The sequence below is a fragment of the Bacteroidia bacterium genome (assembly GCA_041391665.1).
Classification (GTDB): Bacteria; Bacteroidota; Bacteroidia; order J057; family J057; genus JAGQVA01.
Genome location: JAWKNO010000001.1, coordinates 77,898 through 99,030 on the forward strand (window position 1 = coordinate 77,898; position 21,133 = coordinate 99,030).

Sequence of the window (21,133 nt, forward strand, 5' to 3'; positions counted from 1 at the left end):
GGATTTACAGAAATTATCCCCTAAAAATACAATCCCTATGATATTCCAAGAACTCCTTTTTAGGATTATATTTCTGTGGACTCATTATTCTAGTACCAGCGAGATGAGAAAAATATCTTGAATAATAGTCCTTGTTTTCTTTTTCCTTAAGCACGGAAGAAGTTAGTATTTCAAACTTGTCATTGATACCAATATACCCTTTGTCAAAGGCCTTATCATACAAAGCTGATAAACAGATACCGTTTTCAGGGTTTAGGCGTTCCTCTTCATTTTTTGACCAGGGTACAATATGACTCGCGACAAGTAAGTCAGGAATGTCAATTCCGGAAATAGCACATTTACCGGAATAATTTACAACCACGACCTGACGGAAAAAGCTTTGATTGACTCTGACTTTCACTTCCCGGAGTCTCGTTTCACCCTTTAAATTTTTGAGATCGCTAAGTATTGGTTCAAATTTAGCTTCTAAAGTTTGATTCTCCATTTCGGCTAAAATTCTTTCGCTTTCAAAAACTAATTTCTCCTTGTCATCGATAAATTCATTCCATATAGGCTCAACTTGTTTTCTTCCACCAGACATCCCATGTATGCCTCTTTTCTGATGATAAGGGTCAACATGTGCGAAGTTTGCCAAGCGTATTGCCACAGCGTTTGATGTCCGTCCCAGAATACTAGCCAATTTTATTACTTCTGGGGTACGCCTATCCAGTTTTCCAAAAGGAAGCTTCATATAAAGATTAAAGGCGAGGATGAGTTCATTGCGTGTCCAAAGGTTTGTTGCCATATAACCTGCTTCAATCAATTTGCCAAATACGCTTCTTCGCGGTTTCGGACACTCATTTTATTTACAATTCTTGTATCCCATTCCTGGTTAACCTGTATCGCAGTTATCTTAACTATCACGTCAATTGGCTCCATAACATTGTCATTAATCAGTCCAATATATATCTTTCCAGTAAGGGGGGATTTCATTTGTGAGGCATCATTAACGACATCTCCTTGTTTATACTGGTAATAAGTATTTCCTGATTTGAAAAGTAAAACATTCTCCCAGTCTGTAATAAAACGGTATTTTACATTATCTTCTCCTTGCACTTTACTAAAGACGTTTAAACCATAAAGTGCCAGCGCTGCCATTGTTCCATAGCCCGGTATCTTCATAGCAGAAGCTGCCGCCGAATTCATGAATTTATCCTTCGCATCTTCGTAAGCTTTTTTGCCTTCAGTGCCGACACCTATATAAAATGCCCAACTGACTGTTCTTTCAGGTAATACACAATCAACAATGTTAATATTAGTATTTCCATTTAGTGCATTTCGGGAAGAGATTTTAGCAACTTGATCTACTACCGTAATCACGACGGTATCACTTTTAACGAGATACTTTTCCTCAACCGGAGTATAAGTTGTATCTGAAATTGTTCTCCATAACACACTTGGGTTAAAATTTACAGTATTCTCACTCGCAGGTATTCTTTGAATTTTGAATTTACATACTCGTCCTCCTACAGCTGAGTTGGAAAAGCGAAATTTATAAATGCCTGTTCGCTGAATATTAATTGACTTATTTTCAATTTTATTCGTTTTATAGTCCATAAACTTGGAGGAGGAAGGCAATTCTGTAATTTCAATCTCTTTTAATTCTTTTCCGTTAAGTTCTTCAAAATTGAAGATGAGTTGATCGCCCTCTGCGAATCCATAATAAAAAACCTCTTCGCCAAGACCTCCTACCTTAAGGGTCGATTCTGCTACATCAATGGGAGTTTGTCCAAAAATTTGTATTGTGCGAATTGTAATTAGGACAAGAGACCCTAAAATTGACTTTTTCATACTTATTAAGTTTTGTGGTTGCGATTTATCAAAAGATCTTTTCAAACAATCTTCAGATACTAATTACAAATTCTATCTGAGATTTGCGACTTCTTGGCAGATTTTATTCAGTATAACCCAAAATACGATATATCCCCTCCCCACAATCGTTTCCTCCATTCGGTAGAATTCGATTTTTAGGAGTATCTTCATTTGTTTTATATTTGGGATAATAGGTTGATACAGGAGAGTCTAATTTAATGCCTTATGTTATATAATACGCTGCTCCGCTCTCCCTTTCGTTGGTTGTTTTGCCTGGCCTTTTTTTTCGGGTCCGGGCAAATGATGCTCCACGCTCAATCCAACGAAGGTACCGAGTTCTGGTTTGGGTTTATGGAGCACCGCGATATCGGGGCGAATACGCGCGTGGCTATGCTTACTTCGCGCTTTGATACACAAGGAACCATCAGCATTCCGCGATACAACTGGTCTCAGTCCTTTTCTATCCCGGCCAATGATGTTACCATCATTTCGCTGCCTCCCTATACCGAAACACTTGGCTCCGAATCGACCTCCGTCAACGGCATAAAGGTGGTCTCCGATCTGCCGATATCGGTCTATATTCACCAGTATTTTTCCCGCAGATCGGAAGCAACGGTCGTTCTCCCAACCGTTTCGCTGGGCCAGGAATACCGTGTGATGACTTATACCGGGTATGCTGCCCAAAATCAGGTTTACCCGGCTCAATTTTTACTTGTCGGCACCCAGGACAACACGCAGATCACCGTAACGCTCAGCGCCCAAACCCAAAAAGGGAAAAGTAGTGGCTCTTCTTTTTCCGTCAATCTTGATGCAGGCGAAACCTATCAGGTGCAGGCGCAATCGGCCGCTGGCGATTTTACCGGTACGCTTGTGACCGGTGATAAAAAGTTTGCAGTATTTGGGGGAAATCGCTGGGCAGGTACTCCCGCAGGCTGTGGTACATGGGACAATCTGCTGGAGGAAATGTACCCGGTTCCAACCTGGGGCAAACAGTTTGTAACCGTTCCCAGCGCGAAGATGGCGTATGATGTTTTCAGGATTCTGGCTTCGGAAGACAATACGCAAGTCACAGTCACCGGCAGCACAACTTCTTCCTATAACCTCCAGGCGGGAAAATTTGTCGAATATAAACTCGCTGAAGCTTCCCTTGTTCAGGCCAACAAACCCATACAGGTGGCGCAGTTTCTCGTCGGTCAGCAATGCAATGGCTACAGGGTAGGGGACCCTTCGATGTTGCTGCTCAACAGCGTGGAGCAAAGGCGCGATACCGTAACGCTCTACAACTCCCGCCTCGAAAATATCACCGAAAATTATATCAATATCATCATGTCTTCAGCGGATATTCCGCTGATTACTTTTGACAACCAGCCGATCGTGAGCATGCCGGGACTGGATTCGGTGGGGGCGAATAAAAACTTTGCTTATGTCAGCATTCCGGTCTCCACTGGCGCGCATACCATCATCTCCCAGGGCTGCGGAGTGATCGCCACAGCTTACGGTTATGGCGACGCAGAATCTTATGCCTATGGCGGTGGGGCTAATTTTAAAAATATCAACCTCAACCCGATTCCGGAGGGTGGCTGCCTGAATGATACCATTGTCTTTGACACCAAACTACCGGAATCCCGGTACAGCTTTTTCTGGAACCTGGGCGACGGGACGACAACGTCGGAGGCCGTTTTTACCCACATATACCACGACCTGGGCACATTCCCGGTTTCCCTGATCCTGACCGATCACTGCCAGAATACTTCAGATACCATCTACCGCGACCTGCTGGTGAGCTTGCGGCAACCGCTCGATGCTTTTGGCGATACAACGATATGTGAGGGAGAATCCTTTTTTCTCTACGCTCAGGACCTCGCAGGAGCCAGCTACGAATGGCAAGGACCCATGAGGTTCTTTTCAGAAGCACAATTTCCTCACATCGATAATGCCGTGGAAGGAATGGCGGGAAACTACGCAGTCAAAGGAATCATCTCCGGATGTGCTACGTTTCCGCAGTATGTATATGTGGATGTAATACCTACGCCTCAGCCCGATCTTGGGGCAGATACTTTGTTTTGCGGGAAAGAATTGTTTCTGTCTCTCGACCCGGGAGAATATGATTCCTATCTATGGCACGATGGCTCGCGGCAAAGGGTGTACGAAGCGACAAGAGAAGGCGTTTATACGGTAACCGTATTTGATTCTTACAGTTGCCAGGGCAGCGACACGGTCATTCTACGGGAGGTCTGTCCTCCGGATATTTACATGCCCAATGCATTTTCCCCCAATGACGACGGGCACAATGATCTTTTCGGCATTCACGGTCAATATCTGATCCGCCAGCATCTGACCATATTCAACCGGTGGGGACAAATGATCTTTGAATCATTTCAGATCGATGACCAATGGGACGGTAGCATGGGGGGCCGCCCCGCTACGGAAGGGGTGTATGTCTGGCAGGTTGACTATGATGCCTACACAGAAGATGGGGAAGTGTATTCCGGGCGACTTGCCGGAACGGTTACGCTGATTCGGTAAAGTTTTCTATCGAATCGGTAAATATCATATTCGCCCCTGAAGCTCTCCGGTTTTCGTATTCCTCAAAATTGACCGGCGGATACAGTTCTTCGATATCCATAAACATTCCCCGCGAACGCTGTTCTTCGAGCACAAACGAATGCCGCTCGCCGCTGAGTTCTCCCCGGTCGAGGAAGCCTTTGATTTGCTCGGCTCTGTGCTTTGAGTCAGTCATTGATGACGCAAAACGAAGCGGCAGATAAGCGTCTATCAACTTCATCTCTTCGGCTGTAGTCCATTGTTTGGGGTCGGTATTGTCCAGTCCGGCATTTCGCATAGCCTGGCCGAGAATATCTGTTTTGCCGATTGAAAAGCTCATCAAATGTCCGGGACGGTTTACACTATGGTCGAGGATCAGACACATACCGTATTCGGAAGTGATCAGGTCGCCGATATAAAACTTATCGAGCGGGCGGTAGCTTCTATGTTCCCGGAAGGAATTGATCCGGTCGAGTGCGTGTTCGATCTGCACCATCTGGACTTTGGCGTCCAGACCTGCTTTCCAGAAGCGGAAAGCCCAGTTCAGTTCGCGAAATTGCGCTTTTTGTTCTGGTGTCTGAATTTTCTGGCCGTTGAGGGTCATAAATCCGGAGGTTTGGTTTGTGTCTGTAAGGTCAATCCCAAAACGCCCATAGTAGTCCTGAAAGGTATCGGGAAACCGGTTTTTAATCCGCTGTAAAAGGGCGGGAAGTTCGCCCCCGCTGCTTTCTGTTCCAATGGTCCACTGCAACATGCCAAAAGTGAGGAATGCGTTGTCCCAGGTATTGATTGCGTCGAGATTGCCTTCATTGGCAGATACCGGTGTGATGACCCGGATGGCAGAGTCAGAAAGCCCCATCTCGTGTAGTGCGCTGCGATGTACTGTAATAAAATCCGAAGGGCGGTCATTGCCTATCGTTGCAATTCCGGGGTAAAATGATCCATCCTTCTTTTTCACTTTGATAAACCGGGTTTTGAGCCAGGAGTCGCTGACCTCAAACGTTTTTTCACCTACCGGCTGAACTTCGGTTTCAGACCGGCGCTGACCTTCAGCCGGGGCGTCCGTGGCGGAAAACCAGCCATCGCCATATAAAGGCGCAATTTTTGCCAGCAGGGTTTTGGCTTCTTCGGGAGAAAGGACAGAATCCGAATTGGTGATTCCGGCAACGTTAAACAAACGGTCAAGACCTGCCATCGTTTCAGCAGATGCAGATACCCGGTTATAGGTAGTCGCTATGGTGCCCTGGTCAACGGCCTGTTTTAATAAGCGCAGAGCAGATAGCAGCGTGTATCTGTCCAGCATGAGTTTTACCAGTTCCGGACTGGCGGTTTCCCCGTCTCCGGAAAGGCCGTTTTTCTTAAGGAAAGCGAGAATTGCAGTTGTCGTTCCCCCTCCATAATCACCATCTGCGCGATATTTGTCCCAGCTGAGTTCAGCCCCAAAACCGAGACTGTAAAGCAACATCTGCAGGGAGCGGATATAGGGTTTGGCGGGAGATTTCCTTTTTAAAAGAGAAGAATCCTGCGCATCATTAATTAATTGAGAGAGGGTCTGGGAGAATTGCATAATGTGTACTTTGTTAGAAGCTGCGATCTATTGGGAGAAATCATTTCCATTTATCCAACAAACTTCAAAATATACATAGATTTTCTGCTATTTTCCGCCCCTATGAAGACTCCGATAATATTTTTTTCTTTTCTGGTTTTCTCGGCAACTATTTTGTCAGCACAAAATGTAGATGAGCTTCGAATATCTGCCCATTATTCGGATCTGTCATTTAGTGAGCTTGTGAATGATATAGAGGCGCGTTATTCCGTGCGATTTTTTTATGCAGAAGAGTGGACTGACAGTCTGAGGTTTACTTTTTCAGGGGAGAATATTCTTTTAGGGCAGTTTTTAACCCAAATTTTTAGTGATACCCGTCTCCGGTTTTATATAGAAGATAAAGGGAAGATCTTTATTACCCGGGACTATTCTGTATCTGCTCATTTACCGGAAGATTATTTTTCGGGGCGTCTGCCAGCTAATCAGTCACCAGCCGAACCGGGAATTTTTGCACCCGAAGAAAAAACCGAAGCCAGTCCCTCGCTATCAAATATAGAAAACACACTTATCAAAATAGGCAGCAAAGGGCCGGGCTCTTCCGCAACTATTGCAGGTTATGTCCGTGATATAAAAACAGGAGAGCCACTGGAAGGCGTGACAATATTCAAACAAAATCCTGTGCAGGGTACCATTACCGATGCTTACGGATATTTTGTTCTCACCCTGCCAAAGGGGCAGTACGATTTACTTTTTCGATATGTGGGGAGAAAAAATACCCAGCGGAAAATTGACCTGTTGGGTGACGGCAAACTCGACGTGGAGATGGAAGAAGAAATCATTGCGCTGAAAGAGGTGCTTATCGTAAATGAGCGCAGCAGTGTCGAGCAGGTCAGCACTGGTGTGGCCAAAATTAGCCTTCAGGAGATCCGAACGATTCCGACTGTACTGGGAGAAGCTGATGTAATGAAAATCACCCTTACCCTTCCGGGTGTACAATCTGTAGGGGAGGGCGCCTCCGGCTTTAATGTAAGGGGCGGAAACACCGACCAAAACCTCATCACCATTGGTGATGGGGTAGTTTACAATCCCAATCACCTCTTTGGCTTTTTTTCCGCATTCAACCCGGAAGTTATCAAAAGCGCCAACCTCTACAAAAGCGGCATTCAGGCGCAGTATGGGGGCAGGGTCTCTTCAGTCTTTGATATTGATATTCGGGATGGTAACAAAAAGGCTTTTTCCATGGCCGGTGGCATTAGTCCAGTTACAGGAAAAATCACACTGGAAGGCCCATTGAAACACGACCAAAGTTCGTGGATTTTGGGAATACGCAGCACCTATTCTCAATGGCTGTGGGGGTTGCTCGAAAATGCGAATATCAACAACAGCCGCGCTTTCTTTGGTGATGTGATTGGAAAAATCCATTATCAGATTAATGATAAAAATACATTTTCCATCTCAGGATATACGAGCAGGGATAATTTCCGGCTCAATACAGATACTACTTTCCAGTATGCCAATTACAATGCTACCGCCCGGTTCAGGCATATGTTCAACAACCGCTTTTCCGGGCTTTTTTCGGCCGGATATACAAATTATGGTTATCAGATTCAAAGTGAAAAGAACCCGGCTACCGCGTTTGAGCTAGGCTATGGCATCAACCAGTTTTCGCTGAAAAATGATTTTGAGGTTTTCCCTCATCCTGACCACCGGGTGAAATTTGGTGTACAGGCCAATATGTACTCACTGCGTCCGGGAAGTATCTATCCCACAGGGGATTCATCGGTCATAAAACCTGTGGCCATTTCTCCGGAAAACGGGGTAGAGCCCGCCATTTACATTGGTGATGAGTATGAAATTTCTACCCGGCTATCTGTGTATGGTGGCCTGAGAGTATCGGGATTTGCTTTGCTGGGTCCCGGAGAGGTTTATACTTATGACGAAAATCTTCCACGTGAGACAGATTTTATTACCGATACCACTACTTATGCGTCCGGGAAAATCATCAAAACGTATGGCGGCCCTGAACTTCGAATCTCGGGTCGGTACAAACTCAAAGAAGAGCTGTCAGTGAAATTCAGTTATGATCAGAACCGGCAGTATATTCATATGCTTACCAATACCGTTGCCATCTCCCCGACGGATACTTGGCGCCTGAGCAGCCCCTACCTGAAACCTCAGATTGGAAATCAGTTTGCCACGGGGCTCTATAAAAATATCCCTGCCCAGGGGCTGGAGTTTTCGGTTGAGGTTTACTACAAAATTTTGCAAAATCTTCCGGAGTATAAGGCGGGTGCTGACCTTGTGGTCAATAAGGTAATCGAAACTGATATTATCAGCGCAAAAGGCAAATCATATGGAGTTGAGTTATTTCTACGGAAAAAATCGGGAAAACTCAACGGATGGGTAAGTTATACCTGGTCACGCACATTTGTAAAGGCAGACAGCCCATTCCCGTCGGAAAGGATTAACAATGGCAGGTTTTACCCTTCCAATTTTGACCGTCCCCACAATTTATCGGTCATCACCAATTACAAAGCCAACCGGAGGTTAAACGTTTCCTTAAACTTCACCTATATTTCGGGCAGACCTACGACGATTCCGATCACTCAATATCAGCTTTCCGGGGCATCTTTACCGTTTTTCTCCGAAAGAAATAAGTACCGGATTCCCGACTATATACGACTTGATGCAGGGTTGAATCTGGAAGGGAATCACAAAGTCAATAAGCTCATTCATAGCTCATGGTCACTTTCTGTCTATAATGTCACGGGAAGAAATAATGCCTACTCTGTTTTTTCGACTGTCACAAACGGCACTATTTCCACCTACAAACTTTCTGTTTTCAGCCAGGCCATTCCTACTCTCACCTACAATTTTCGATTTATATGAACCCACTTCACATTGGTATATCTTTGTGGATCGTTTTATGGTTGCTATGCGGATGCGTGGAGCCGATAACCATACCCATTGAAGAGGAGGCCAGCCTGTTGGTGGCAGAAGGCATAATAACGGATGCTCCCGGCCCTTATCAGGTAAAACTCTCTCTTAGCAGTCCGCTCAACCAACGCCAGGACAATCCGGAAACAGGAGCAGTTGTATTCATTGAATCAGAGGATGGGGAAAAGGTCCGCCTTAATGAAACGAAAGCCGGCATCTATCTTACAGACTCAACGGCGATTCGCGGCAAGGCTGACAAAAAATATCGACTGATTATCAACCGGAAAAATGGCGCTGACTATGAATCTTCATGGGAAACCTTGCGTCCGTCGCCTCCGATTGACAGCGTATATTTTCGAAATGAAACCCATATTATCAACAATTTACCTAAACCTGGTTCGCAGATATATATCGATTCTCATGACCCTGAGGGTAACAGCAGATTTTACCGCTGGACATGGAAAGAAACCTGGAAGTATAGTGCGCCTTTATCTTCAGCATTTGCCTATGCCGGCAACCTTAATGTAGTCCTGATTGAAGAAAAAAAATTCTGCTTCATGCGAGACAGTTCGCGGCTGATCCGGGTGGGGACTTCTACCGGGAATAGTGAAGACATTATCACCAATCAACCATTGGCTTTTATTACAGGTGAGACCACAAGGCTGAGGCACCGGTATTCTATCCTTGTGCAACAATATGTGTTGAGTGAAGAAGAATATATTTTCTGGAACAGCATCCAGGAAGCAGCAGAAAATACAGGTACTTTATTTGACCGGCAACCGCAGTCCACAACAGGCAATATTAAAAATATTAATGACTCAGAAGAACCTGTTCTGGGATATTTCAGCGCTTCCGGAGTTACTGAAATGCGCGCCTATGTCAACAACATAGATTTAAATTTTGATGTAGACGTAACATACCGGGAGCAATGTTATCAAAATATTGATACAATCCCTCTCGGCCCTAATTCCGACATACAGGTTTTCCAGGCAATAGCAAACGGAGGTGTGTTTTATAACTATTATATTCCATTTGTGAATATCGCAGGATTTCTGATTACCACACCCGAATGTTACGACTGTACGGTAAGAGGCGGTACGAGGCAAGTACCTGATTTCTGGGAAGAATAATGTTTACGTATGAAAAAGTTTGTTTTGTTGCTGATTTCATTCTTCGCGTTGACGGTTACCGTTAAAACACAACAACCCTCACTGCCCGGCGGCCATTCGGAAAATGATCGTGCTTATTTGACGCAGGAAAAGGTTTTTCTTGATACAGATAAAAATTTTTATCTGACGGGAGAGACCATTTGGTATAAAGCCTATTGTATAACTTCCGGGAAAGACGCGCCAGAGGCTATCAGTTCTGTTTTATATGTAGAACTAATGGACACCAGAGGCAATGCCCTTTTACAGGAAAAAATTCTTCTGGAAAATGGGCAGGGAAAAGGACATTTTTTTATTTCCGGAGAGATGGCCAGCGACGCATATATTCTTCGTGCTTATACTTCCTGGATGAAAAATTTCGATCCGAAATTGTTTTTTCGACAGCCCATAACCATCCTGAATCCTTTTTCCCCGACAGGAAAGGAAATCCACGTGGTATCAGACAGCGGCAGTTATTTGACACGCGATTCCAGGGATAATGTAATTGTATCTTTACCGCCAAAGAATTATTCCGGCAGGGAGAAAGTTATGGCAAATATCAGCCTATCTGCCGAATTAAACAGGTCAGCCAGGGCGAACCTTTCAGTATCTGTTTATAAATATTCGCCAGGGTTAGATCCATATTTGGGGACAATTAAGGATCATCTGAACAGCCTTGTTTCATCCCCTGTAAATGCCAACGATTCACAAGTTTTTAGTCATGCATATCTCCCCGAAATCCATGGACCATTGATTCAGGGGACAATACGCCCGTTGGGCTCAATACCCGTTCCGAAATATTTTTATATTTTATTTCCAGGCAAATCATCGTATCTGTACACTGCAGAACCCGAAGATAATAACACTTTCGCGATTGAGATTTCCCCTGAAATCCGAACAACAGACATTCTGTTCTGGGCAGAAGAAATCGATATGAACCAGTTTGAAGTTTCAATACTCCCTGAATTTTTACCAGAAACGGCTGCACCTCTTCTTCAAAAAACACCGATAAACGAGGAAAACCGACCCTATCTGGAATCCTTAAGTGTCAATACACAACTAGCTAATGCCTATCTTCCTTTTACGAATGTCAGAGGCATGGATGCTCCCGGAAACCAACCGGTATCCGCTTTTTATGGATCAGGTGATATTATCTATAATCTGGATGAATACACCCGTTTTCCCACCATGGAGGAAGTATTTACAGAATATATTCGCTTTGTGATTGCCAGGAAAAGAAAAGATGACACACAACATTTTTATCTATGGGATTTGTATGCCAATAACATTTCGATTTCAAACTCGATTTTCTTCGATGAACCCGCGCTTACGATGATTGACGGTGTACCTGTGGGAGACATTGAAACAATCTGGAACTTTGATCCTCGAAAGATTAAAACTATTGAGTTGGTCAACAGAAAGTACCATGCCGGGAAAAAAATATTCTCCGGTATCATCTACTTCCAAACCTATAAAGGAGACCTGGCAGGAGAAGCCTTGCCAAAAGATATTATTAAGGCAGAATATAATCCTGTTCAGGAAATACGCTCATTTTCCTCACCTGATTACGATAAATCCGAGCAAAAAAACAGCCGGATTCCCGATTATCGCACCTTGCTTTACTGGAACCCGGAAATGTATACTGATGCCTCGGGAAAAGTTTCTTTTTCCTTTTTTACGGGAGATGATACCGGAAAATACCGGATCGAAGTATCCGGAATTTTACCAGATGGAACACCCGTTTATGGTACTACAGATTTTGAAGTGAATGGTGATTGGTGAACGATATTACTATGAAAAAAATTACCGGACTGTCTTTGCTGATGTTTCAGGTTTTTATATGCCTGGCTCAACCGAATGTAAATGACACAGGCATATCTGCGGTCAAAGAGCTTTATTACAAACATATACCCACAAATCAGTTACTCCGAAGTGGTCGTTCTTACGAACATTTTTACCTGGCTACCGAGGGAAATCAGTATTTAATTGATGCACTGGCCCATAGCGGGGAGTTGCGCTATGAAGGGATGATATATAGAGATGTACTGCTCAACTACGATATTTACAATCAACTGATTTTTGTCTCTTTTGCTCGTGAGGGGTATCAACGGAGTATTATTCTAAACGAAAAACGGATAACTTATATGGATCTTCTGGGAATGCGGTTTGTATATCTTCCAGAAGATTTCGATCCGGAGATACCAGAGGGGATATATCAGGAGGTTTTTAAAGGAAAAGATTACGGATTCTGGGTAAAGCGAAGAAAAAAGTTAAATAAGCAGACCACCAATTCTTCGGGAGGAAACCGTCATACATTCACCCAGGAAGACCTCTACTATATCAAAAATGGCGGGGAGATAAGCCGTTTTTCCAATAAAAAAGAATTACTGAGCGCATTGGGAAACACGCAGGAGGCCATAGCTCTGATCAAAGAGCATAACCTGAGTTTCAACAAGAGAAAACCGGAGTTTGTACAAAATACGGGAATCCTGCTCAGCCTGCTGGAAAAAGACCGGTGATCATCCGGGCTGAAGCTGTACTTTTTTCCCGACGATCGAGAGGTTTTCCTCTACATACTTTTCGTCCCAGAGATTGGAGATTACGGCGGAAATATGGGGATTCTGCAATGCCCAAAGATACGCTTTCAGCGGCGGCTTCATATCACCAGGGACGATGCGATCGACTTTGTCTATCCGCCACTGGGGCACAGGTTGAAGGGCTTTGTGGTGCGTTGCCACAGCCATTGCTACTTTCATGCCGATGATTCCCATCCCACTCTTATAGGCCTGTCTGATCGCATCTTCCAGATAACCGCCATTGACGATATTGTAAGCACACATTACGACGTCGTACTGACCGGTTTCTGTAGCAGCGCGCAACACGCCTGCGGGGTCATTGTGGGTAGAAAGCCCCATAAACCGCACTTTGCCCGATTTTTTCAATTCTTCGAAAGCACGATAGGTTTCCGGAATCTGTACTTCTTCCGGACAATCGGCTCCATGCGGGCACATCACGAGATCAAAATAGTCTGTTTTTACGCGTTTCAGGCTCTCTTCTACCGACTGTATGATCGTTTCAATATATTTTTTACTGCCATCTACTTTATGGGCATAATCAGGCATCATGGCATTGGCGAGATAACAGGCATCCATAGAGCTGTCCTGCCCTGGCCAATAGGTAAAATAATATCCGGGCTTGTCCACCCCGCGTTCTTCCCGCATTTCTCTCGCACGGCTAAGAATTTTTTCTTTTTTCTCAGAAGGAAGACCGTCAAAGATGTCTTTATACATCCGGTTGCGCACATTTTTAAATGCACTGATCTTCGTATTCATAAATACCTTCTCCCGTTTGGAAGAGCTGTCGATCACCTTGCTGTAAGCTTCTTCGCACTCACCGTTTCCATAGGCGGGCGCCATATCCAGATAATTGAGTCCTTTTTCCAGGGCGAGTTCCACCTGTTTGTAGCTTCCCAGCCTAACAGGATCACCGCCATTCACTACTTCAGAGACCATCATGCCTGTCCGACCCAATTGACGGTAGGCCATACCTTCCTGTCGGTTTCGCCATTCTTGTTTGACGGGTGGGTGGCTGAGGTTCTCTTGCTGGTGGCTGAGGTTCCCGAAGCCATCGGTATCTGCCGCGAGGGTCCCGAGCGACATTCCCCCCAAACCGACGGTTGCGGCGGAGGTAAGCGAAATAAAATTGCGTCGGGAAAGAGATTTGCCGGATTTTTTGTCTGTATTTTTCATTTTTGGAGGGGTTGGAGGAATCAATATAGCAAAAAACCCGTCATGATTCAATCCTTTTCCTGTCCTCTGAACGCCTCTCCAAGAAGATTACCGGTCATGGTACTAAACCCGCCAACAAGTCCGCCAATCAAAGCCGTGGCCAATAGCATAAGCCATGCCCGAGAAATGATTATTTCCCCTTCAGGCACAACCAGGCGGGAAATTTTTTCACTTAGCAAGGAGTCATTCTGAAAATCGCTCCAAAATGCAATTCCGCCCCACAAAAGAAAAATGGCAAGAAATCCCGACAAAAATGCCTTAGGTGAAGGCGGCTGTTTGCCAAATAATCTTCTCCGTTTTATTTTCTCGCTCAGCAGCAGGCCCGTAACAAAACCCACGATGGCGACTGACCACCAGGGAAACCGGGTAGAAGCCAGATAACCAAACACAAGAATCAATACCAACCGTAAAAAAAATTTCATTCCGCCTGTTCTTTATTGTGATTTTGCCGCTGCCGGAACCAGTGATTGCCGGGCAAATACGTCTCCGTTTTTGTCTGCTTCACTGGTCATAAACCATACCCGATAGTATTTTCCTACTGCCCAGTCGTCGATAAATGCGTCGTAGGCTTTGCTCCCGGGATTGCCGGTCTGCCCTCCGGGATAAATCGCCCATGCTTCAACTTTGTCGCCGAGTGCGACCACCATTCTCCAGGAAGGGCCATTGCGGTTTCCCGTAGCATTGAGTATATGGCCGTTTCCGTCAGTAGGGATATTTAATCTGCTGAAAGGTGCCAAAACCCGCGTAATATGATGGATGTCGGTCTGCTTATGTTTGGCCCAGACCCAATCAGAATACTGAGGGAAATCACCGCTCAGTTTGCTGATGATCCGGTCAAAGGACAAGTTGATGAGTGATTTCCGATCTTTTTTCAAGGTGTCATTTTCATCCTTGTAAAAGGAAAATTGAGTACTGTCCCGTAAAATGCCAATGGTCGTACTCATATCCGGCCAGGGTACCGGAAGGCCGGAAGCATTCATTTCGTCCTGCCAGATTTCCCGATGAAGTTCCTCCCACCAGTTTTCATACAAAGTGGGAGCGATCTGATCTTTGTCGTAGTTGAGATCCCACTCTTTCAGCATTTTCAACGCATCTTTTTCTATCTGGGTAAAATCGGTTGTATCCAGATCATTGAGTAAAATGGGCAGAAGATCTGCCGCCATTAACGCGTAATTGTCCAACTGGAAATTTTTCATATCATCCACGCTGTACTTCTCCTTTTCAGACAAAAGCTGATTGAGCCGGCGGTTTCGGTATTCCTCAAAATTGCCATTATAATAGTAGGGGTAGGCAGGCGAGGTAGGATGCTGGTTGGCAGAACTGACAAATCCTCTTTCGGGATTTATAGCGTGCGGCTGCTGGTCAGTTGGGATAAAAGTTTTCCACTGATAGTCCGACTTTGTACCGTCCATGACAAATTTCCCCTGGCCGGGCCATTTGTTGACATATTTTCCGGCCTGCCAGATCGCGATATCACCTGTGTGGCTGGCAAAGACAAAGTTTTGTGCAGGACATACCCAGTACTTAAGCGCTTCTTCGTAGTCTTGATAATTTTTGGCGACGTTCATTTTAAGGAAAAACATCGGGTCTGCCGAACGTTCATACGCCATCCAGTTCATCGCCAGGGGCACGGGCTGGCTGCCAAAATGTTCATCAAACATCACCGGCCCAAAGTGCGTGTAATGGACAGAATCCACAAATTTCTCTCCGCCTTTGACGATATACTCCTCTACCCGAAGGGTAAAGGGCTCCCATTTTCCATCAAAAAAATAATTTTCGCCCGTTTCATCAGGTACTACACGATAATAGTCCATCACATCCATGCCCGCATTGGTTGACCCCCAGGCTATGGAATCGTTAAATCCCAATATCACTCCCGGACTGCCGGGAAACCCCACGCCATAGACATTTATCCCCGGAGCGTTTAACTGCATTTCGTACCATATAGCGGGAAGGGAAAGTCCCAGGTGGGGATCATTGGCGAGGATAGGTTTTCCGGTTACAGATTTTGCTCCCGAGACGGCCCAGTTGTTGCTGCCGAGTCCGGGGTCAGGCTGCGAGGTAAATACACGGGCAGGCTGTTGCAAAATAGAGTCGGGATGATAGTTGGCCGGTACAGGAGGTTTAGGGTCGGCGGTTCGTGCATCCCACCGGGTGTCGCCCGGTACGATAGGATCTTCGGCATAACTAAATTCGGGAAACAAAATATTATACATATTCCGTCCCCAAAGCATCAGCGCATTGGTGCTGCGGATATCATCTGCTCTGGCCGCCAGCATATTGGAAAGGTATTTTTGGAGAATCCAGGAATTAAAACTTTTCCAGGGCTGCGGTTTATAGTTGAGTATTTTATATTCCAGAGGAAGATCTGCGGGCTTGAGAGAAGAAATCCATTCATTTACGCCCTGGGCATATGCATCCATGGCGGCAGTCAGTTCCGGGTAGTCTTTAGAAGCTTCATAAGAGCGCTCTGCTGCAAATACAAGACCTTTGCGGCGGTTGGTGCGGTCAAACTTCAGCACAGAGCTGTCAGGCCCCACACCGATGATTTCAGTGAGGCGGCCACTTGCACCGAGAATTTGAAATTCCATCTGCCATAGACGGTCGCGCGCCATGACATACCCCTGGGCATAGTATAAGTCCTCTTTATTTTGGGCGAAAATATGCGGCACGCGCCGTTTGTCGTAGATAACTGTGACAGGAGCCTTAAGCCCCGGTAGATTCAGTAGGGGAGATACATCAGGATTTGCCGGTTCGGCATTTGTCCAGAAGCCGGAAAAAGGGTTAACAAATTCACCGACAGGGAATGAAATTGTTCCCCATGGCCGATTTAAAGCCCAGATCAGAAGTAAAGAAATAGCAGCAGAGAGAAGTAACTTTAGCCAGCGCATAGGTATCCGGAACCAGGGAGTTGTATATAAAGCCGGATAATAAAGATTGTGCGCCTAAAAAGCAAAAAAAGACGTGAATGTCAACGGAAATAATGAAAGGAAACTAAATTTTTCTATCAGTTGGCAACTGATTCAATTATATCTTCCGGCGATTTGGCCTAAGCTAAAATAGAAAGACTCATATACTAATGAATTGCATTTTGAAATCCAGGATCGGTACATTGACGTGGGAGTTGGAGAAGGGTATCCATTTATTTCAATGGATTTACACATCGCCATAGATCTTTTCATATGGTATGGATCCGAAACAATCAATGCTGACAGCAGGTTTTTTTCTTTCATTATTTGCTTCGCATTCTTCAGGTTATCAAATGTAACTGTAGATGCCTCTTCTATATAAATATTATCAGCCGGAATCCCCTTTTCAATTGCATAATTTTTTGCTGCCATACTATCTGATATATTCTCTCCGACTCCAAATCCACCTGTAAACAGGAGGAATGATACTTTTCCTGTCTTATACAAGAATATGCCATGATTAATCCTTTCCCGAAATACAGGTGAAACTTTTCCGTTACTGGATCCTGCACCTAATACGACAGCCACATCAGTATTTTCGATAACGTATTTTTTTGAATAATTATAGATTTCAATGGCATTATAACTCATCCACAATAGTGGAATTAAAAGGCCTGCAAAGGCAAGTCTTATTTTGGAATTCCTCTTCATTTGCAAAGATTCCTCAAACCTGCTTTTAGTTAATATACACTGACTTGATAACAGACACCCTGATGTAATTTAGCTTAGTGGGTCTATCTTATGAAAAGATTCTAATTTTTCTCCTCTTTGCCAATTTTCCACCAAATTTTAAAACCTTCAAGTGGTTTTATTTTTTTAACTCATGCATATACCCTGCTTTTTGCTTTTACCCAAACCCCAAAAGCTAAAAGCTAAAGGCCAAAGGCCAAAGGCCAAGAACCAAACCCTCACACCGAAAAACTCTCCCCGCAGGCGCAGGTACGTGTAGCATTTGGGTTAGCAAAATGGAATCCTTCGCCTTTCAGTCCGCCTGTATAGTCGAGCTCTGTACCGACCAGATACAGGAGGCTTTTCATATTCACAAATATCTTTACGCCTTTGTCTTCGATTACATGGTCGCCAGGCTGCTCCTGGCTGTCAAAATCGAGTTTATAGGAAAGTCCGGAACAACCGCCGCCGACCACACTTACCCGAAGGCCGTAGGAGTCGTCATATCCCTGTTTTTCGCGCAGTACGCCGATATGTTCCAGCGCGCTATCGGAAACTTTGATCATTGAATCCTGCATATACTTAAAACTTTGTACAAAGGTAACAACTCTCTTGTAAGGAAAAAAGTTCAATGGTCTTACGAGATCGCCGGCTGAAAGTTGGAATATCAGTCAACACGCCTGACTCTGATCTGGTATGCTTCCGCCGGATTATTAACCAGCAGCTGGGTCAGTTCGTCTTCACTGAACCCTGCTACCTTCAACGCCGGAATGACCTGATCGAAAATCGCTGTATAGGGCTGGTATTTACCGCCTTCCGGTTCGCCAAATGTATACCAGCCGGCATCATGTGAAATAAGCAGACGCCGGAGCTGGTGGTTTTCTCTCATATTTGTGATCATCTCCACATATCGGGCTACTGTCAGCGCCTGCGGATCATTGACAGAATCTGGCGCCATCCAGCCCATTCCATCGAGCGAAACCCAGGCACCCATGCTGGCGGCCTTCACATGGGATGCCATTGTACCCTGTTGTGCATGGGTCCACACGAAAGCCGAGGGATCTACCCCTTCTTCTCTCAAAAGTGCTATCTGCGCAAATGCAGGGGCATCCGGACCGGTATGCCCGACAATGGTTAGTCCCGTATGTAGATGTGCCCTGGCAGCGGCCTTTACGATTTTTTCATGCATACCAGATAGTACAGAGTCACTGTCAACACCAATCTTGATAAAGCCCGGTTTTACAGATGTTCCTGATATTCCATTTTCCCACTCGTCCACCCATATTGCTGCGAGGTTGTCAACCGAAAGCGAAAATGCAGGCGCAGGGATATATTTGTTTTTCCGAGCGCCATAGTAGCCTGTATTGGTAAGGATATGTATTCCTGAAGAATCTGATAATTTTTTCAACAGAGCCGGGTTACGACCTAAATAGGCAGGCGTACATTCCAGCATGGTCAATACCCCTTTTTCGCTGGCCTGAGTCAGATAGGGTAAAATAGCGGCAAAGGCAGCATCGGAATCCCATGCTGCGGGATTTATGCTGTCTGCCCCTGTCCAGTCGAGAAATACATGCTCATGGATCAGCGATTTTCCCATTTCTTCTACAGACAAAGGGCCGTTGACTGTCATGATATAGGAATGGGGCTCCGGCAATTGACAAGCGGCGAACAAAATCGCAACTGATACGCAGCAAACAGCGGTTTTCATTTTTGTATTTTCTACACTGATTTTATTGGGTCAACTCAAACCACCCAAAAGCGCTCGGTATATGAAAGTCAGGTTTGGGTGAATCAGGAATGATCCAGCTGATCCAGTTTTGCGCTACAGTGCCATCGTCATTGTGAGAAAATTCTGCGCGGAAAACGCCACAGTTCAGGCTGGTTTTGGCTTCATTTCTCCAGAGATTCAGATCTGTAAATGACTGCATCGGAATGCTTCCTTCCAGTATATACCCATCAGAAGTCAGGCTGGCAATGGTCTGAAGTCCGGGCCATTGCCATGAAGGATCGATCTTGCGGGGAAATCTGCCGATAGAGGAAAACACCCAGGCGCGGGGATCCATTTCCAGACTATAATAAGGATTGAGGGAATCATTTACTGCAAAAAACAACTCGACCCGGTCAGAACCGAGCACAGACCGGTTTTGGGTTGTATCCTCGTGGATGACGACATCTTCGTCCACTACGACAAACTGGAAAAACAAATAGTTTTCATTCCACAAGGCGCGAAACTCAGTGTGAGGCGTAGGGATTTCAAGCCAGGGAAATCGGAAGGTGTCCAGCACTACCGCCTGCTGCCAGGCCGGGTCAGAGCCTTTACCGTCGAGGGTAACAGAGCCCGCAAATTTCTTCACCTGATAAGTATTGGGAGGCAGGGCAGATTCAGAAGCAGGTTCCTGGTCGCAGGAAGAAGTAAACATAGCCATGATCAGCAGGGTAAATAAGGTTAAGAGGGAAAGGTTTTTCATTTTGCAGAGTGAGTTAATAATCCAATTGCCCTAAAATAAAAAATTCTGGGATTTAAATGGAGATTGACTGGATTCTACAACAGTTTTGTATATTATCACAATAGAAAAATCTTCAGAAAGGAAGAAATTTCAGCAATTGCTCAAAATAATATTACGTAACGGAATTATAAACCTATTGGGAGGGCTCATAAAATACACTTCTGCATCCTCATATGGTTGCAACTTAATGAAACTGGTCTTCGATCTGAGATAATAGGGTTCACGCAAAGTCCGCAAAGGAATCGCAAAGTTTCACAGAAACTCCCTATTACTTTATAATTCCGTTAAGGAATTAAGGTTTACTCCATGAAATTCTGAATGTTTTAACTACTGATATGTCCTACCTCTCCTACATAAGATCAAAAATTGGCAGTGGAAAGTTTACCTATGGAAAAAATTCAACCTTCCTTCATCAAAAACCAATATCGGAGTGGGGTAAAAAGTTATTCCGATTTTACCCGCGAAGTCGGCCTCTGGGAGTCAGAAAAGTATGTTTTTCAGAAATACCTCCGCTCCGAATTTCGTATCCTTGATCTGGGTTGTGGCACGGGTCGCACCACCATTCCGCTTTTCCGGATGGGTTACAGCCATATTACAGGCGTTGATCTCACGCCCGAAATGATCGCTGAGGCAAAAAACCTCAACCGGCACTTTGAGACAGATATTGAATTTCAGGTCGGAAATGCCTGTACACTTTCCTTCCCGGATGCAGTTTTTGATGCAGTTATTTTTTCCTTCAATGGTATTATGTCCATTCCCGGGCAGGAGAACAGGAAAACAGCACTGCGGGAAATTCACCGCGTTCTGAAGAAGGAGGGAATATTTATTTGCACCACCCACGACAGAGACGCAGACCCCAATTTTTTTGAATTTTGGAAAGAGGAAACCTTGCGGTGGGCGGAGGGCAGGCAGAATCCCGCGTTGTATGAGTTTGGCGACCTGCTGACCATTTCCAAAAACGAAACGAGTGAAATATTCCTCCATATTCCCACTTTCTCCGAAGTCAAAAACTGGCTGACAGCGGGAGGTTTTGAAATAATGGAAACCTTTTACCGCAACGAGAAATTTATAGAAAAGGAAAATGTGCTCGCCAAATCCGGGGAGTGCCGGTTTTGGGTAGTGCGGAAGACCGGTATGAGGGCGGAATAGAAATTCTTTTATAAGCTGGAAAAATTTT

General features: G+C 45.0%; 16 protein-coding genes. 6 read left to right on the top strand and 10 right to left on the bottom strand.

The window, feature by feature from the left end:
• Positions 1 to 13: 13 nt before the first annotated feature.
• Both R3D00_00370 and R3D00_00375 read right to left on the bottom strand, forming a co-directional pair.
• Positions 14 to 784 carry an HNH endonuclease gene (locus tag R3D00_00370; protein MEZ4771599.1) on the bottom strand — a complete coding sequence of 257 codons (771 nt, stop codon included), beginning with the start codon at positions 782 to 784 and terminating at the stop codon, positions 14 to 16.
• 14 nt (positions 785 to 798) lie between these two features.
• Entirely contained in the window at positions 799 to 1,830 is a 1,032-nt protein-coding gene (locus R3D00_00375) for a hypothetical protein (GenBank protein ID MEZ4771600.1), read from the bottom strand.
• 246 nt (positions 1,831 to 2,076) lie between these two features.
• On the opposite strand from R3D00_00375, the gene R3D00_00380 reads away from it, so the two are divergent.
• Entirely contained in the window at positions 2,077 to 4,377 is a 2,301-nt protein-coding gene (locus tag R3D00_00380) for a gliding motility-associated C-terminal domain-containing protein (protein MEZ4771601.1), read from the top strand.
• On the opposite strand, the gene R3D00_00385 is transcribed toward R3D00_00380, so the two are convergent.
• Positions 4,361 to 5,962: a peptidoglycan-binding domain-containing protein gene (locus tag R3D00_00385; GenBank protein MEZ4771602.1), complete on the bottom strand. Its 1,602-nt coding sequence runs from the start codon at positions 5,960 to 5,962 to the stop codon at positions 4,361 to 4,363. The genes R3D00_00380 and R3D00_00385 overlap by 17 nt on opposite strands.
• 102 nt (positions 5,963 to 6,064) lie before the next feature.
• On the opposite strand from R3D00_00385, the gene R3D00_00390 reads away from it, so the two are divergent.
• Genes R3D00_00390 through R3D00_00405 form a run of 4 tightly spaced genes read left to right on the top strand, consistent with a single transcriptional unit; the run spans position 6,065 to position 12,542 of the window.
• Entirely contained in the window at positions 6,065 to 8,830 is a 2,766-nt protein-coding gene (locus tag R3D00_00390; GenBank protein ID MEZ4771603.1) for a TonB-dependent receptor, read from the top strand.
• Positions 8,827 to 10,008 carry a DUF4249 domain-containing protein gene (locus R3D00_00395; GenBank protein MEZ4771604.1) on the top strand — a complete coding sequence of 394 codons (1,182 nt, stop codon included), beginning with the start codon at positions 8,827 to 8,829 and terminating at the stop codon, positions 10,006 to 10,008. The genes R3D00_00390 and R3D00_00395 overlap by 4 nt, the downstream gene beginning before the upstream one ends.
• 9 nt (positions 10,009 to 10,017) lie before the next feature.
• Positions 10,018 to 11,805, top strand: a complete 1,788-nt coding sequence (locus tag R3D00_00400) for a hypothetical protein (protein MEZ4771605.1) — start codon at positions 10,018 to 10,020, stop codon at positions 11,803 to 11,805.
• Positions 11,806 to 11,816: 11 nt separating this feature from the next.
• On the top strand, positions 11,817 to 12,542 hold the full coding sequence (locus tag R3D00_00405; protein MEZ4771606.1) for a hypothetical protein: 726 nt from the start codon (positions 11,817 to 11,819) through the stop codon (positions 12,540 to 12,542).
• Here the strand turns inward: R3D00_00405 and R3D00_00410 are convergent, their stop codons facing one another.
• The 7 genes from R3D00_00410 to R3D00_00440 all read right to left on the bottom strand — a co-directional run bounded on the left by R3D00_00410 (position 12,543) and on the right by R3D00_00440 (position 19,917).
• Positions 12,543 to 13,772 carry an aldo/keto reductase gene (locus R3D00_00410; GenBank protein ID MEZ4771607.1) on the bottom strand — a complete coding sequence of 410 codons (1,230 nt, stop codon included), beginning with the start codon at positions 13,770 to 13,772 and terminating at the stop codon, positions 12,543 to 12,545.
• A 47-nt stretch (positions 13,773 to 13,819) separates the two neighbouring features.
• On the bottom strand, positions 13,820 to 14,233 hold the full coding sequence (locus R3D00_00415; protein ID MEZ4771608.1) for a hypothetical protein: 414 nt from the start codon (positions 14,231 to 14,233) through the stop codon (positions 13,820 to 13,822).
• A 12-nt stretch (positions 14,234 to 14,245) separates the two neighbouring features.
• On the bottom strand, positions 14,246 to 16,702 hold the full coding sequence (locus R3D00_00420; GenBank protein MEZ4771609.1) for a penicillin acylase family protein: 2,457 nt from the start codon (positions 16,700 to 16,702) through the stop codon (positions 14,246 to 14,248).
• 132 nt (positions 16,703 to 16,834) lie between these two features.
• A complete protein-coding gene (locus R3D00_00425; GenBank protein ID MEZ4771610.1) occupies positions 16,835 to 17,431 on the bottom strand; it encodes a YdcF family protein in 597 nt (198 codons plus the stop codon).
• Between the two features lie 257 nt (positions 17,432 to 17,688).
• Positions 17,689 to 18,015: an iron-sulfur cluster assembly accessory protein gene (locus R3D00_00430; protein MEZ4771611.1), complete on the bottom strand. Its 327-nt coding sequence runs from the start codon at positions 18,013 to 18,015 to the stop codon at positions 17,689 to 17,691.
• A gap of 101 nt (positions 18,016 to 18,116) precedes the next feature.
• The gene (locus tag R3D00_00435; GenBank protein MEZ4771612.1) at positions 18,117 to 19,157 is read right to left on the bottom strand and encodes a phosphotriesterase; all 1,041 of its coding nucleotides are present in this window, start codon (positions 19,155 to 19,157) and stop codon (positions 18,117 to 18,119) included.
• Between the two features lie 22 nt (positions 19,158 to 19,179).
• Complete coding sequence (locus R3D00_00440) at positions 19,180 to 19,917, bottom strand: carbohydrate-binding family 9-like protein (protein ID MEZ4771613.1); 738 nt, start codon at positions 19,915 to 19,917, stop codon at positions 19,180 to 19,182.
• A gap of 426 nt (positions 19,918 to 20,343) precedes the next feature.
• Here R3D00_00440 and R3D00_00445 point away from each other — a divergent pair, with 426 nt between their 5' ends.
• A complete protein-coding gene (locus R3D00_00445) occupies positions 20,344 to 21,105 on the top strand; it encodes a class I SAM-dependent methyltransferase (protein MEZ4771614.1) in 762 nt (253 codons plus the stop codon).
• Positions 21,106 to 21,133 lie beyond the last annotated feature (28 nt).

Excerpts from the sequence above, each read along its gene's own strand:
- R3D00_00370 (MEZ4771599.1), bottom strand. The coding sequence starts at position 784 with ATGGCAACAAACCTTTGGACACGCAATGAACTCATCCTCGCCTTTAAT.
- R3D00_00375 (MEZ4771600.1), bottom strand. The coding sequence starts at position 1,830 with ATGAAAAAGTCAATTTTAGGGTCTCTTGTCCTAATTACAATTCGCACA.
- R3D00_00380 (MEZ4771601.1), top strand. The coding sequence starts at position 2,077 with ATGTTATATAATACGCTGCTCCGCTCTCCCTTTCGTTGGTTGTTTTGC.
- R3D00_00385 (MEZ4771602.1), bottom strand. The coding sequence starts at position 5,962 with ATGCAATTCTCCCAGACCCTCTCTCAATTAATTAATGATGCGCAGGAT.
- R3D00_00390 (MEZ4771603.1), top strand. The coding sequence starts at position 6,065 with ATGAAGACTCCGATAATATTTTTTTCTTTTCTGGTTTTCTCGGCAACT.
- R3D00_00395 (MEZ4771604.1), top strand. The coding sequence starts at position 8,827 with ATGAACCCACTTCACATTGGTATATCTTTGTGGATCGTTTTATGGTTG.
- R3D00_00400 (MEZ4771605.1), top strand. The coding sequence starts at position 10,018 with ATGAAAAAGTTTGTTTTGTTGCTGATTTCATTCTTCGCGTTGACGGTT.
- R3D00_00405 (MEZ4771606.1), top strand. The coding sequence starts at position 11,817 with ATGAAAAAAATTACCGGACTGTCTTTGCTGATGTTTCAGGTTTTTATA.
- R3D00_00410 (MEZ4771607.1), bottom strand. The coding sequence starts at position 13,772 with ATGAAAAATACAGACAAAAAATCCGGCAAATCTCTTTCCCGACGCAAT.
- R3D00_00415 (MEZ4771608.1), bottom strand. The coding sequence starts at position 14,233 with ATGAAATTTTTTTTACGGTTGGTATTGATTCTTGTGTTTGGTTATCTG.
- R3D00_00420 (MEZ4771609.1), bottom strand. The coding sequence starts at position 16,702 with ATGCGCTGGCTAAAGTTACTTCTCTCTGCTGCTATTTCTTTACTTCTG.
- R3D00_00425 (MEZ4771610.1), bottom strand. The coding sequence starts at position 17,431 with ATGAAGAGGAATTCCAAAATAAGACTTGCCTTTGCAGGCCTTTTAATT.
- R3D00_00430 (MEZ4771611.1), bottom strand. The coding sequence starts at position 18,015 with ATGATCAAAGTTTCCGATAGCGCGCTGGAACATATCGGCGTACTGCGC.
- R3D00_00435 (MEZ4771612.1), bottom strand. The coding sequence starts at position 19,157 with ATGAAAACCGCTGTTTGCTGCGTATCAGTTGCGATTTTGTTCGCCGCT.
- R3D00_00440 (MEZ4771613.1), bottom strand. The coding sequence starts at position 19,917 with ATGAAAAACCTTTCCCTCTTAACCTTATTTACCCTGCTGATCATGGCT.
- R3D00_00445 (MEZ4771614.1), top strand. The coding sequence starts at position 20,344 with ATGGAAAAAATTCAACCTTCCTTCATCAAAAACCAATATCGGAGTGGG.